Genomic DNA, 12,631 nt, shown 5'->3' on the forward strand with positions numbered 1-12,631 from the left:
GCGGGCGCCGGTCGGGTGTTCATGGCTGCACAAACGCAACAACCGGGTTGGCGTCAAGCCCCCCGGCTGGCGATCGTCGCGCCGCCGGCTGGGTAGTTAACACACTCGTAATAGGCTGGCGAGAGTTCTCCAGAAGCATCGAAACGCTCCAGGAAACCACCGCAACCCACTCAGATCATTGCCATTCCGCCGTTGACATGGATAGTCTGGCCGGTGACGTAGCCGGCTTCGGAGCTCGCCAGATAGGCCACCGCCGCGGCGACATCGTCACCCACACCCAAACGCCCCATCGGCACGTCGGCGAGGATGCTCTCGCGCTGCTTCTCGTTCAGCACCTCGGTCATCGGCGACTCGATGAAACCGGGCGCGACGACGTTGACGGTGATGTTCCGGCTGGCCACCTCGGAGGCCAGCGACTTCGACATGCCGATCAGCCCGGCCTTCGACGCCGCGTAATTGCCCTGGCCGGGATTGCCGGAGGTGCCGACCACCGAGCCGATCGAGACGATGCGGCCATAGCGCCGGCGCATCATGCTCTTCACCGCGGCACGCGAGAGCCGGAAGGCGGCGGTCAGGTTGACCGCGAGCACCAGGTCCCAGTCCTCGTCCTTCAGGCGCATGAACAGATTGTCGCGCGTGACGCCGGCATTGTTGACGAGAATGTCAAGGCCGCCGAGCTTGGCTTCGGCCGCCGGCACGAGGGCTTCGACCGAATCGCGATCGGCGAGATTGCAGGGCGCGATCTCGACGCGCTCGCCCAGTTCCTTCGCCAGGGCCTCCAGCGCCTCGACCCGGGTCCCCGACAAGGCGACGGCCGCGCCCTGTGCGTGCAGCCGCCGGGCGATGGCACCGCCGAGCCCGCCGGTGGCGCCGGTCACCAGCGCCTTCTTCCCGGTCAGATCAAGCATTCTTCCTCCTTTTCGGCATTCTGCCGTCATGTCGGCCGGCCCATGCGAGGAGCCGGCCCTCATCGTCGCAACAGTCCTAGATGCCCCGCTGGGCCTTGTAGCTCGCGACATCGTCAGGCGAGCCGATCGAAGAGGCAGCAGCCCCCGCTGCGATGCGCTTGACCAACCCGGCGAGGACCTTGCCGGAGCCGACCTCGAAGAATTGCGTCACGCCGGCCGCGGCCATGGCCTCGACGCATTCGCGCCAGCGCACCGTGCCGGTGACCTGCGCCACCAGCGAAGCGCGAATCGCGGCGGGATCGGAAAGCGGAGCCGCCCCGACATTGGCCATCACGGGCACGACCGGCGCCGCCATCGCGACCTCCGCCAGGGCGGCTTGCATCGCCTCGGCCGCCGGCTGCATCAGCGCGCAATGGAAGGGCGCCGACACTGGAAGCAGCATGGCGCGGCGCACGCCTCGCTCGCCAGCGAGCGCGATGGCACGCTCGACGGCAGCCCTGGCTCCGGAGAGCACGACCTGGCCGCCGCCATTGTCATTGGCTGCCTCGCAGACCTGCCCCTCGGCGGCATCGGCAGCGATGGAACGGGCCTGATCCAGATCGACGCCGAGCAGGGCGGCCATCGCCCCCTCACCCGCCGGGACGGCCTTCTGCATCGCGTCGCCGCGAATGCGCAGCAGGCGTGCCGCATCGGAGATCGAGAAAGTGCCGGCCGCCGCCAGCGCCGAATACTCGCCGAGCGAATGCCCGGCCACGAAGGCCGCGTCGCGCGCCAGCGAGAGGCCCGCCTCGGCCTCGAGCACCCGGATCGCTGCCAGACTCACCGCCATCAGCGCGGGCTGAGCGTTGGCGGTCAGGGTGAGTTCCTCGGACGGCCCTTCCCACATCAGCGCCGAAAGCTTCTGTGCCAGAGCTGCGTCGACCTCGTCGAAAACGGCGCGGGCCACCGGAAAGGCCTCGGCGAGGCTCTTGCCCATACCGACCGCCTGTGAACCTTGCCCTGGAAAGATGAAAGCCGTCGCCATGTCCTGCTGGTCCTGAAGATCGCGCCTGGTTAACGTTGCGCGGCGCAGTCGCACCCGGTGGGCAACCAAGTCAAGGCTCGGACGGGCCAAAACTCGACTTGCGCGGCTATTTTGCGGTGTTTTCGGCTTGCGTAAAGCGCCATCTGCCTGTAACGAGCCCCTTGCTTGTTCGGCCGGAGGCTGAACGGATGGCGGAGCGCTCCCTTCCGGAACCGCTCCGCTCGGCTGCTCTTCCGGGCCGCCACCATCCCGTGTCTCCGCCTTCGATGAAATCCTGTCGGGCCTTATCCAGGGCTCGAAGGGCTCCGCGCCGGACGAAGCAGGTGAAAGAAGGAAGGCCACTCATGGCATTGTACGAGCATGTTCTGCTCGCGCGACAAGATGTCAGCGCGCAGCAGGTCGAGGCCCTTGTCGAACAGTTCAAGGGGATCCTCGAGGCGAATGGCGGCTCGGTCGCCAAGGTCGAGTACTGGGGCGTCAAGTCCCTCGGCTACCGCATCAAGAAGAACCGCAAGGCGCATTATTCGCTGCTGAACATCGACGCCCCGCCGGCCGCCGTGGCCGAGATGGAGCGCCAGATGCGCATCAACGAAGACGTGCTGCGCTTCATGACCATCCGCGTCGAGGCGCTCGAGGACGGCCAGTCGGTCATGCTCCAGAAGCGTGACCGTGACGAGCGCGGTGACCGTTTCGACCGTGGCGGTCCGGGCGGCGACCGTTTCGACCGCGGCCCGCGCCGCGAGCGTCCGCGCCGCGAAGACGAAGCCACCGAAACCCCCGCCGGGGAGGCCTGATCCATGTCGACCGCATCTGCCGGCGCCCGCCGCCCCTTCTTCCGCCGCCGCAAGTCCTGCCCGTTCTCGGGCGAAGGCGCTCCGAAGATCGACTACAAGGACGTGCGCCTGCTCTCGCGCTACATCTCCGAGCGCGGCAAGATCGTGCCGTCGCGCATCACGGCCGTCTCGGCCAAGAAGCAGCGCGAGCTCGCCCAGGCGATCAAGCGCGCCCGCTTCCTCGGCCTGCTGCCCTACGTCATCCGCTGAGCGGCTGAACATCTCCCGGTGGCGCCTCGGCGCCACCGGTCTACCAAACTGATGAACTACTGGTCGCCCGGCGGTGAAACCCCTCCGGGTATGTTGAGGCGAAAAGCCCTCTCACCCTGCCGCGAGCCTGTTCCGGTCTGACGGAAAGCACGCGAGAGCAGCGGGACAGCAGGACGGACATGCTACCCATCGTCGGCATCGGCGCGGGGCTGGTTTCAGCCCTTTTGTTCACAGTGGTGATCACCGGATCGCCGCTGGCGCTGCTGTTGTCCTATGTCGCGCCGCTCCCGGTCTTCATCGCCGCGCTCGGCTGGAACCATCGGGCCGGGCTGGTCGCGACGGCTTGCGGCACCGCCGCAGTCGCGGTCGTGCTGAAAGTGCCGCTCGGCCTCGCCTTCGCCATCGGCGCCGCATTGCCGGCCTGGTGGATCGCCTATCTCGCTTTGCTGGCGCGCACCGACGGCGAGGGTTCCAGCGAGTGGTATCCACTCGGACGGCTGCTGGTCTGGATCGCCGCGGTCGCCACGCTGGTGACGGTTGGCGGCGCCCTCGCGATCGCACCCGACTACGAGACCTATCGCAGCATCATGACGCGCGGCTTGCAGCTCGTGCTCAGCGGCGGCGAGGGCGTCGGCCCTTCCGTACGCCTGCCGAACGGCATCGACGCCGCCGACCTCGCCGCCCGCCTCGCGGCGCTCGTTCCGGCCGCCGCCGGCGCCTCCTTCGTTCCGATGATCGTCGCCAATCTCTGGCTGGCGGCAAAGGCGGTTCAGCTTTCCGGGCGGCTGCCGCGGCCCTGGCCCTTCATTCCGGCGACCCGCCTGCCCGCCAAGGCAGTCGCGGCGCTCATCGCCGGCTTCGTGGTGAGCCTGATGGGCGGCTTCGTCGGCCTGGCCGGCGCGGCCGTCACCGGCGCGCTGATTGCGGCCTTCGGCCTGGCCGGCCTGGCGGCGGTGCACGATCTCAGCCGCGGCAAGGCCTGGCGGATGCCGACCCTGTTCGCGGTCTATCTGGCGCTGCTGGTCATGCTGATCACGGTGTTCCCCTTCCTCGCGCTGCTCGGCATCGCCGACGCGCTGATCGACTTGCGCCGGCGCGGATCGTCGACGCCGCCTACCGCCTGACATCGACCTCTCGACGAAACATCAAGGAGAAGAACCATGGAAGTCATTCTGCTCGAACGCGTCGCCAAGCTCGGCCAGATGGGCGAGACCGTGCGCGTGCGCGACGGCTACGGCCGCAACTACCTGCTCGCTCGCGGCAAGGCCCTGCGCGCCACCGAAGAGAACAAGAAGCGTTTCGAGAACCAGCGCGTCGAACTCGAGACCCGTAACCTCGAGCTCAAGCACGAAGCCGATACGGTTGCCGAGTCGCTCGACGGGCATTCGGTGGTGATGCTGCGCCAGTCGGGCGAGTCCGGCGTGCTCTACGGCTCGGTTTCGACCCGTGACATCGCCGAAGCGCTGAAGAGTGACGGCTTCTCGGTCGATCGCGGCCAGATCACCCTGAACACCCCGATCAAGACCCTCGGCCTGCACAGCGTCCCGGTCGTGCTGCATCCGGAAGTCTCGGTCACCGTCACCGTCAACATCGCCCGTTCGGCCGAAGAGGCGGAGCGCCAGGTGCGCGGCGAGGACGTCACCGCCCGCGAGGCCTTCGACCTCGACGATCTCGGCCTCGAGGTCGGCGCTGCGCTGGCCGAGGCCGGCGAAGACGACGATCGCTGATCGCCTTTCCGGCCCAGTCCGGAGTCAATGGGCGCCGTGGCAACACGGCGCCCTTTTCGTTGGTGCTGTGGACAGCGGGCACGGTTTTCGGTATTCGCAATGTTCCTATTTCGTTCAGGTTCATGACCCCGCGACTCTGACTTATCCAAGGCCATGTCCAGCGCCACCGCCCTCATCGCCCGCCTCGACAACAACGAGGCGCATTTCCGCGTCCAACCTCACAATATCGAGGCCGAGCAGGCGCTGCTGGGCGCGATCCTGGTCAATAACGACGCCTTCTACCGGGTCTCCGACTTCCTGCTGCCCGAGCACTTCTTCGAGGAATTGCACCGGCGCATCTACGAGCTGATGTCGGGGCTGATTCGCGCCGGCAAGATCGCGACTCCGATCACGCTGAAGACCTATGTCGGCGAGCTCGACCTCGGCGGGATCACCGCCTCGCAATATCTGGCGCGGCTGGCGGCCGAAGCCACCACCGTCATCAACGCCCAGGACTATGGCCGCACCATCTACGACCTCGCCATCCGGCGCCAGCTGATCGGTGTCGGCGAGGAACTGGTCAACGTCGCCTATGACGCGCCCGTCGACATGGCGCCGCGCGAGCAGATCGAGGATGCCGAGCGCAAGCTCTACGAATTGGCGGAAAAGGGCCGCTATGAGGGCGGCTTCCAGAAATTCGACCAGGCGATGCGGCTCGCCATCGACATGGCCGCCAGCGCCTTTCAGCGCGCCGGCGGCCTCTCCGGCATTTCCTCGGGCCTGCGCGACCTCGACCAGCGCATGGGCGGCCTGCAGCGCTCCGACCTGATCGTGCTCGCCGGGCGCCCCGCCATGGGCAAGACCTCGCTCGCCACCAACATCGCCTTCAACATCGCCAAGGCCTGGCGGGCCGAGCGCCAGGAGAACGGCGAGCTCAAATCCGTCGACGGCGGCATTGTCGGCTTCTTCTCGCTCGAAATGTCGGCCGATCAGCTCGCGACCCGCATCGTCGCCGAGCAGGCCAGCATTTCCTCCTACAAGATCAGGCAGGGCCGCCTCACCGAGGCCGAGTTCGCCAGGCTCAGCGACGTCGCCGCACAGATCGAGAAGCTGCCGCTCTATATCGACCAGACCGGCGGTATCTCGATCGCCCAGCTGATGGCCCGCGCCCGGCGGCTGAAGCGCCAGAAGGGACTCGACGTCCTGTTCATCGACTATCTCCAGCTGCTCGCCGGTTCCTCGAAGAACAGCCAGAACCGCGTGCAGGAGCTGACCGAGATCACCACCAGCCTGAAGGCTCTGGCCAAGGAGCTCGAGGTCCCGATCGTAGCGCTCTCCCAGCTCTCACGCCAGGTCGAGAGCCGCGACGACAAGCGCCCACAGCTCTCCGACCTGCGCGAATCCGGCTCGATCGAGCAGGACGCCGACGTGGTGATGTTCGTCTATCGCGACGAGTACTATCTGAAAGGCAAGGAGCCGCGCCCCGGCACCGAAGAGCACAACAAATGGCAGATCGAGATGGAAGCGGCTCATGGCCTGGCCGAGCTCATCATCGGCAAGCAGCGCCACGGCCCGACCGGAACCATCGCCCTGCAGTTCGACGCCGACGTGACGCGCTTCTCCGACAGGGCCGACCAGAGCCATCTTCCGGAGCGCCTTGAATGAGCCCCTTCGACACGCCGAAGAACGCCGACCACGGCGCCGCTCTGACGATCGACCTCGGGGCGCTCGTCGCCAATTGGCGCGCCCTCGGTGCGCGCGCCGGTACCGAGGCCGCTGCCGTGGTCAAGGCCGATGCCTACGGGATCGGTATCGAGCCTGCCGTGACCGCGCTTGCCGCAGCCGGTTGCCGGAATTTCTTCGTCGCGCACCTTTCCGAAGGCATCCGCGCCCGTGCAGTCGCGCGCGAAGCGACGATCTATGTGCTGAACGGCCTGCCGCCCGAGAGCTGCGCGACCTATGCCGAGCACGATCTCTCGCCGGTGCTGGGCTCGCATGAGGAGCTACTGGAATGGGCCGGCTTCCGCCAGGGCGGGGCTAGGGTCAGGCCGGCAGCACTGCATGTCGACACCGCGATGAACCGACTCGGGCTCTGGGTCGGCGAAGGGCTCGATCTCGCCCGCGAACGCTCCGGCGTCATCGCCGCGGCCGAGATCGGACTGGTGATGAGCCATTTCGCCTCCTCGGAAGATGTCGCCGACCCGGCCAATGCCCGCCAGATCGCCGCCTTTGCCGAGATCGCGGCGGCGTTTCCGGGCGTGCCGGCCTCACTGAAGAATTCGTCGGCCCATTTCCTGCCGGACTGCCCGTCCTACCAGCTCACCCGTCCCGGCTATGCGCTCTATGGCGGTAACCCGACCCCCGGCCGGCCGAACCCGATGCAGCCTGTCGTCGGACTCGAGGCCCGCATCCTGCAGGTCCGCGACGTCGCGGCCGGCACCCAGGTCGGCTATAACGGCCGCTGGACCGCCCAGGGCCGGCGCAGGCTCGCGACGATCAGCCTCGGCTATGCCGACGGCTATCCGCGCAATGCGAGCTGGACCGATGCTTCGCCCGGCGGCTCGGCGCTGGTCGGCGGGCTGCGCTGCCCCTTCGTCGGCACCGTCTCGATGGATTTGATCATCGTCGACGTCACGCATGCCCCGGCCGATGCAGCGGTACGCGGCGTACCCGTCACGCTGATCGGCGGCGAGCTCGATCTCGAAGCGGTCGGCGCCGGCGCCAAGACCATCGGCTATGAAGTCCTGACCAGTCTCGGGCGGCGCCATGCCCGGCGCTATGTCGGGCTCTAGGCCGTAATGGCCAAGCGTGGTCCGACCTATGCATGCCAAGCCTGCGGCGCGGTCTATCATCGCTGGCAGGGCAAATGCGATGCCTGCGGCACCTGGTCGTCGCTGTCCGAGGAGGCGCAGGCCGCCCCGGTGCCCGGCGGCGGCAGGGCCAGCGGCGGCGGCAGGGCACGGGGCCGCGTCTTCGCATTGGAGAGCCTGAAGGGCGAGACGCAGGATGCGCCGCGCATCGTCTCCGGCATCGGCGAACTCGACCGCGTCACCGGCGGCGGCTTCGTGCCGGGCTCGGTCCTGCTGATCGGCGGCGATCCCGGCATCGGCAAGTCGACCTTGCTGATGCAGGCCTGCGCCGCCATGGCGCTGACCGGGCGGCGCGTCGTCTACGTCTCGGGCGAGGAATCGACCAGCCAGGTCCGCCTGCGGGCGCAGCGCATGGGTCTCGCCGAGGCGCCGGTCGACCTCGCGGCCGAGACCAATGTCGAGGACATCATCGCGACGCTCGGCCAGGGCGAGCGCCCTGCCCTGGTGGTGATCGACTCGATTCAGACCATGTGGTCGGGCGAGGTCGAGAGCGCGCCCGGCACGGTGACGCAGGTCCGGGGCTCGGCCCAGGCCCTGATCCGCTATGCCAAGACCTCGGGCGCCTGCCTGATCCTGGTCGGCCATGTCACCAAGGACGGACAGATCGCCGGCCCGCGAGTCGTCGAGCACATGGTCGACGCCGTGCTCTCCTTCGAGGGCGAAGGCGCGCATGCCTTCCGCATCCTGCGCGGCCAGAAGAACCGTTTCGGGGCGACCGACGAGATCGGCGTCTTCGAGATGACCGGCCAGGGACTTTCCGAGGTCGGCAATCCCTCGGCGCTTTTCCTGACCGGCCGCGACCAGGGCGCGCCGGGCGCCGCCGTGCTCGCCAGTGTCGAGGGCACGAGGCCGGTGCTGGTCGAGATCCAGGCCCTGGTGGCGCCGACCGCGCTCGGCACGCCGCGCCGTGCCGTCGTGGGCTGGGAGAACAGCCGCCTCGCCATGGTCCTGGCCGTGCTGGAAACGCATGGCGGGCTGAAGCTCGGCCAGCACGACATCTATCTCAACGTCGCCGGCGGGCTGCGCGTCGCCGAGCCGGCCGCAGATCTCGCGGTCGCGGCGGCACTGGTCTCGTCGCTGACCGGTGCGGTGCTGCCGGCAGGCTCGGTCTATTTCGGCGAGATCGCGCTTTCGGGCGCCATCCGCCCGGTCTCGGTTTCGGCGGCCCGGCTCCGCGAAGCCGCCAAGCTCGGCTTCGGCAGCGCCGTCATGGCCGTCGGCGGGGCCGAATCGGGCGATGGCGGCGGGCTCGGGCTCAAACGGATCAGCCATGTCGGCGAGCTCGTCGCCGAGATTGCCGCGACCGCGCCGCGTGCTCGTTCCGGTCAACGTGCCCGGCAAGCCGAGCAATAGAACGGCCTCGATCCGGAGGCGGAGAGACGGATTCAGCGATCAAGCCGGGCGGCCTGATCCGGGCCGGTTCTCGCAGTGCAAAATGAGCCGACTGCATGGGTGACGCGCGAGGCTTGAACTTGTATAGCAAAATCCGCCTGGCCTCCCCATCTCCAGCGGGCTGGACCCGAATTTTCAGCGAAGCGGCCCTGACATGCCTGTGACCCTTCTCGATCTCGTCGTCATCGGCGTGGTTCTCGTTTCCGCTTTGCTGGCGGCCGTTCGCGGTCTTACCCGCGAGGTGCTGGCGATCGCCTCCTGGGCGGCCGCCGCGATCATCGCCTGGGTGTTCCACCCGCAGCTTCTGCCGATCGCCCAGCAGCACATCCCGAACAAGACGGTGGCGCTGGTCGTGGTGATCGCCGGCCTGTTCCTGGCGACGCTGATCATCGTCTCGCTGATCACGGCGCGGATCTCGGATTTCGTGCTCGATTCGCGCATCGGCGCGCTCGACCGTACGCTCGGCTTCGTCTTCGGCGCCGGGCGCGGCCTGCTCCTGGCCGTCGTCGGCTATCTCTTCTTCACCGCCCTGGTGCCCGAGAAGATGCAGCCGGCCTGGGCGCGCGATTCCCGCTCGAAGCCGATTCTCGAGGAGACCGGGCGCAGCCTGCTGACCATGCTGCCGCAGGACATCGACTCCGAATTCATCAAGAAGCTGCTGCAGCCCAAGACCGGCGGTGAACCGACCGAGGCGCCGGCCGAGGAGCCGCGCACCCCGCCCGCGGGCACGCCTTCGACCGATCCGCAACGTCGTACGCAGGCCCCCGGCGCGCCGGACCGTCAGGCCCTGCAGCGCGTGATCGATTCCACCGGCGCAACAGGAAGCACCGGGGCCGCCGCAGCGCGCCCCTGAGTGGAGAGCCATCCCGATGGAGCCACAGATGAGCCAGATCCGCGATTGCGAGGCTGCGTTCGACCCGAATGCCGACCGCCTGCGCGAGGAGTGCGGCGTCTTCGGCATTTTCGGACATGCCGATGCGGCGGCGCTGACCGCGCTCGGGCTGCATGCGCTGCAGCACCGCGGGCAGGAGGCGGCCGGCATCGTCTCCTTCGACGGCAAGCGTTTCCATTCCGAGCGCCGGCTCGGCCTTGTCGGCGACGCCTTCTCGGATGCCGGCGTCATCGACAAGCTCAAGGGCACGCAGGCGATCGGCCATGTGCGCTATTCGACCACCGGCGAGACCATTCTGCGCAATGTCCAGCCGCTGTTTTCCGAGCTGCATGGCGGCGGCTTTGCGGTCGCCCATAACGGCAATCTGACCAATGCGCTGACGCTGCGGCGCAATCTCGTCCGCGACGGCGCAATCTACCAGTCGACCTCAGACACCGAGGTGCTGCTGCATCTGGTGGCGCGCAGCCGCAAGACGCGTTTCATCGACCGGCTGGTCGAGGCGATCCGCCAGATCGAGGGCGCCTATGCCTTCGTCGGCATCACCAACAAGAAGCTGATCGGCGTGCGCGATCCGCTCGGCATCCGGCCGCTGGTCCTCGGTGAGCTCGACGGTTGCCCGATCCTCGCCTCCGAGACCTGTGCACTCGACATCATCGGCGCGAAGTTCGTGCGCGAGGTCGAGAATGGCGAGGTCATCGTCATCTCGGAGCAGGGCATCGAGAGCCACAAGCCCTTCCCGCCGGCGGCGGAACGGCCCTGCATCTTCGAGTACATCTACTTCGCCAGGCCGGATTCGGTCGTGAAGGGCCAGAGCATCTATGAGCGCCGCAAGGCGATGGGCGCCCAGCTCGCCGCCGAAGCGCCGGCCGATGCCGACGTGATCGTGCCGGTACCGGATTCCGGCGTTCCTGCCGCGCTGGGCTTCGCCCAGGCCAGCAACATCCCGTTTGAGCTCGGCATCATCCGCAACCATTATGTCGGGCGCACCTTCATCGAGCCGACCCAGAAGGTCCGCGAGCTCGGCGTGCGCCTGAAGCACTCGGCCAATCGCAGCGTCGTGGCCGGCAAGCGCATCGTGCTCGTCGACGATTCGATCGTGCGCGGCACGACCTCGTTCAAGATCGTCAAGATGATGCGCGAGGCGGGCGCGCGCGAGGTGCATTTCCGCATCTCCTCGCCGCCGATCACCCATCCCGACTATTACGGGATCGACACGCCGGACCGCGAAAAGCTGCTCGCGGCGACGCATACGCTCGAGCAGATGCGCCAGTTCGTCGGCGCCGATTCGCTCGCCTTCCTCTCGGTGGACGGGCTTTATCGCGCCATGGGCCATTCAGGCCGCGACCCGGCCCAGCCCGCCTTCACCGATCATTGCTTCACCGGCGACTATCCGACCTCGCTGACCGATGTCGTCGGCGAGAGCGCCAAGCAGAAATTGTCGCTGCTGGCCGAAGCCGGCTGAACCTTCGACGGATTGCCATGACCAAGCCTTTGCAGGGGCGCGTCGCGCTCGTCACCGGAGCCTCGCGCGGGATTGGCCGCGCCGCGGCGCTCGCCTATGCCGAAGCCGGCGCCCATGTCGTGGCGCTGGCGCGTACGACCGGTGCGCTCGAGGAACTCGACGACGAGATCCGGGCGGTCGGCGGCAGCGCCACGCTGGTTCCGGCCGATCTCGCCGATGCCGGCGCAATCGAGAAGCTCGGCCCGGCCCTGTTGCAGCGCTGGGGCAAGCTCGACATCATGCTGGCCAATGCCGGCATCCTCGGCCCGCTCGCACCGCTGACCCATGCCAGCCCCAAGGAATGGGCTCAGGTCTTCGACATCAACGTCAGCGCGAACTGGCGGCTGCTGAAATCCGTCGAGCCGGCACTGCAGGCTTCCGATGCTGGCCGGGTGATCCTGCTCTCCTCGGGAGCCGCGCATAAATGCATGGCCTATTGGGGGCCGTATTCGATCTCCAAGGCCGCGGTCGAAGCGATGGCGCGCACCTATGCCAACGAGACGTCGACATCGCCCTTGCGCGTGATGCTGGTCAATCCCGGCCCGCTGCGGACGCGGATGCGGGCCCAGGCGATGCCGGGCGAGGACCCGCAGACCCTGAGGACGCCGGAGGATCTGGCGCCGCATCTGGTTGCCCTCGCCTCGCCCGACTGGACGGAGACCGGCAAGATCTTCGATTTCCCGCAAGGCAAGGTGCTGACGCCGCAGATGCCGGCCTAAGGCCGTCATTCTCGGCCAGAGCGTAGCGAAGAGCCGAGCGGTTCTCGCCGACAGGGGCGCCTTTTCTCGTCATGAAAGGCTCGGGTCAGGCCCGAGCATGACGCGCCCTTACGGCGCCGCCCGATACTCCTGCACCACCGCGATCAGCTCGGCCACCGTCAGGTTCGGCAGGGCCGCCATCTCGTCGAGCGAGAACCAGCCGATCTCGCTGTGCTCGTCGGTGAGGTTCTCGGCTGTCTCGCCATCCCAGGCCGAGACCACATAGATGTGATGCAGCGCGGCACCGTTCCGCTCCGGAAAATATTCGGGAGCCGAGAGCATCAGGCGATAGACCGTCGGCACGAGCCCGACCTCCTCGCGGCATTCGCGCAGCAAGGCTTCGTCGAGCCCCTCGCCGGCCTCGACGCGTCCGCCGATCGCATCCCAATGATCGGCCCAGGCGCGCTTCCAAGAGGCTCGCAGACCAAGCAGCACCTTCCCGTCGGTTCTGAGGAAGAGCGCGCTGACCGTTTCGGGCGCGCCTGAGCAGGATGCGAAAACATGGGAACCGGTCTTTCGCATCGATCCCGCTCAGTC

At 67.8% G+C, this 12,631-nt stretch carries 13 protein-coding genes; 10 read left to right on the forward strand and 3 right to left on the reverse strand.

Going from position 1 to position 12,631, the window contains the following annotated elements; all coding sequences use genetic code 11:
• Positions 1–170: 170 nt before the first annotated feature.
• Together fabG and fabD are read right to left on the reverse strand one after the other, a co-directional pair.
• On the reverse strand, positions 171–908 hold the full coding sequence (fabG, locus tag ACWGRX_RS02735) for a 3-oxoacyl-[acyl-carrier-protein] reductase (protein ID WP_291640057.1): 738 nt from the start codon (positions 906–908) through the stop codon (positions 171–173).
• A gap of 76 nt (positions 909–984) precedes the next feature.
• A complete protein-coding gene (gene fabD / locus ACWGRX_RS02740) occupies positions 985–1,932 on the reverse strand; it encodes an ACP S-malonyltransferase (RefSeq protein WP_452116321.1) in 948 nt (315 codons plus the stop codon).
• A 344-nt stretch (positions 1,933–2,276) separates the two neighbouring features.
• Here fabD and rpsF point away from each other — a divergent pair, with 344 nt between their 5' ends.
• The 10 genes from rpsF to ACWGRX_RS02790 all read left to right on the forward strand — a co-directional run bounded on the left by rpsF (position 2,277) and on the right by ACWGRX_RS02790 (position 12,055).
• On the forward strand, positions 2,277–2,726 hold the full coding sequence (gene rpsF / locus ACWGRX_RS02745; RefSeq protein ID WP_291640053.1) for a 30S ribosomal protein S6: 450 nt from the start codon (positions 2,277–2,279) through the stop codon (positions 2,724–2,726).
• 3 nt (positions 2,727–2,729) lie between these two features.
• Positions 2,730–2,975 (forward strand): 30S ribosomal protein S18, encoded by a 246-nt coding sequence (rpsR, locus tag ACWGRX_RS02750; RefSeq protein ID WP_038367644.1) that lies wholly within the window; start codon positions 2,730–2,732, stop codon positions 2,973–2,975.
• Between the two features lie 179 nt (positions 2,976–3,154).
• Complete coding sequence (locus ACWGRX_RS02755) at positions 3,155–4,099, forward strand: DUF2232 domain-containing protein (RefSeq protein WP_291640051.1); 945 nt, start codon at positions 3,155–3,157, stop codon at positions 4,097–4,099.
• A gap of 36 nt (positions 4,100–4,135) precedes the next feature.
• Positions 4,136–4,702 carry a 50S ribosomal protein L9 gene (rplI, locus tag ACWGRX_RS02760; RefSeq protein WP_291640049.1) on the forward strand — a complete coding sequence of 189 codons (567 nt, stop codon included), beginning with the start codon at positions 4,136–4,138 and terminating at the stop codon, positions 4,700–4,702.
• 153 nt (positions 4,703–4,855) lie between these two features.
• Positions 4,856–6,346, forward strand: coding sequence for a replicative DNA helicase (locus ACWGRX_RS02765; protein WP_291640047.1), 1,491 nt, complete (start codon positions 4,856–4,858; stop codon positions 6,344–6,346).
• Positions 6,343–7,473 carry an alanine racemase gene (alr, locus tag ACWGRX_RS02770; RefSeq protein WP_452116322.1) on the forward strand — a complete coding sequence of 377 codons (1,131 nt, stop codon included), beginning with the start codon at positions 6,343–6,345 and terminating at the stop codon, positions 7,471–7,473. The genes ACWGRX_RS02765 and alr overlap by 4 nt, the downstream gene beginning before the upstream one ends.
• Before the next feature lie 6 nt (positions 7,474–7,479).
• Complete coding sequence (gene radA / locus ACWGRX_RS02775) at positions 7,480–8,904, forward strand: DNA repair protein RadA (protein ID WP_452116323.1); 1,425 nt, start codon at positions 7,480–7,482, stop codon at positions 8,902–8,904.
• Positions 8,905–9,097: 193 nt separating this feature from the next.
• A complete protein-coding gene (locus ACWGRX_RS02780; RefSeq protein ID WP_291640040.1) occupies positions 9,098–9,796 on the forward strand; it encodes a CvpA family protein in 699 nt (232 codons plus the stop codon).
• A 28-nt stretch (positions 9,797–9,824) separates the two neighbouring features.
• A complete protein-coding gene (gene purF, locus ACWGRX_RS02785) occupies positions 9,825–11,297 on the forward strand; it encodes an amidophosphoribosyltransferase (protein WP_291645327.1) in 1,473 nt (490 codons plus the stop codon).
• 17 nt (positions 11,298–11,314) lie between these two features.
• On the forward strand, positions 11,315–12,055 hold the full coding sequence (locus tag ACWGRX_RS02790; protein ID WP_452116324.1) for an SDR family NAD(P)-dependent oxidoreductase: 741 nt from the start codon (positions 11,315–11,317) through the stop codon (positions 12,053–12,055).
• Positions 12,056–12,163: 108 nt separating this feature from the next.
• Here ACWGRX_RS02790 and ACWGRX_RS02795 read toward each other — a convergent pair whose 3' ends face one another.
• A complete protein-coding gene (locus tag ACWGRX_RS02795) occupies positions 12,164–12,616 on the reverse strand; it encodes an NUDIX hydrolase (RefSeq protein ID WP_452116325.1) in 453 nt (150 codons plus the stop codon).
• Positions 12,617–12,631 lie beyond the last annotated feature (15 nt).

The sequence above is a fragment of the Allobosea sp. NPDC055594 genome, assembly GCF_053618995.1.

What these genes read in the sequence shown, in the direction of transcription:
- ACWGRX_RS02795 (WP_452116325.1), bottom strand. Translation starts at nt 12,616, where the DNA reads ATGCGAAAGACCGGTTCCCATGTTTTCGCATCCTGCTCAGGCGCGCCC.
- fabD (WP_452116321.1), bottom strand. Translation starts at nt 1,932, where the DNA reads ATGGCGACGGCTTTCATCTTTCCAGGGCAAGGTTCACAGGCGGTCGGT.
- rpsF (WP_291640053.1), top strand. Translation starts at nt 2,277, where the DNA reads ATGGCATTGTACGAGCATGTTCTGCTCGCGCGACAAGATGTCAGCGCG.
- ACWGRX_RS02780 (WP_291640040.1), top strand. Translation starts at nt 9,098, where the DNA reads ATGCCTGTGACCCTTCTCGATCTCGTCGTCATCGGCGTGGTTCTCGTT.
- alr (WP_452116322.1), top strand. Translation starts at nt 6,343, where the DNA reads ATGAGCCCCTTCGACACGCCGAAGAACGCCGACCACGGCGCCGCTCTG.
- rplI (WP_291640049.1), top strand. Translation starts at nt 4,136, where the DNA reads ATGGAAGTCATTCTGCTCGAACGCGTCGCCAAGCTCGGCCAGATGGGC.
- rpsR (WP_038367644.1), top strand. Translation starts at nt 2,730, where the DNA reads ATGTCGACCGCATCTGCCGGCGCCCGCCGCCCCTTCTTCCGCCGCCGC.
- ACWGRX_RS02765 (WP_291640047.1), top strand. Translation starts at nt 4,856, where the DNA reads ATGTCCAGCGCCACCGCCCTCATCGCCCGCCTCGACAACAACGAGGCG.
- purF (WP_291645327.1), top strand. Translation starts at nt 9,825, where the DNA reads ATGAGCCAGATCCGCGATTGCGAGGCTGCGTTCGACCCGAATGCCGAC.
- radA (WP_452116323.1), top strand. Translation starts at nt 7,480, where the DNA reads ATGGCCAAGCGTGGTCCGACCTATGCATGCCAAGCCTGCGGCGCGGTC.
- ACWGRX_RS02755 (WP_291640051.1), top strand. Translation starts at nt 3,155, where the DNA reads ATGCTACCCATCGTCGGCATCGGCGCGGGGCTGGTTTCAGCCCTTTTG.
- fabG (WP_291640057.1), bottom strand. Translation starts at nt 908, where the DNA reads ATGCTTGATCTGACCGGGAAGAAGGCGCTGGTGACCGGCGCCACCGGC.
- ACWGRX_RS02790 (WP_452116324.1), top strand. Translation starts at nt 11,315, where the DNA reads ATGACCAAGCCTTTGCAGGGGCGCGTCGCGCTCGTCACCGGAGCCTCG.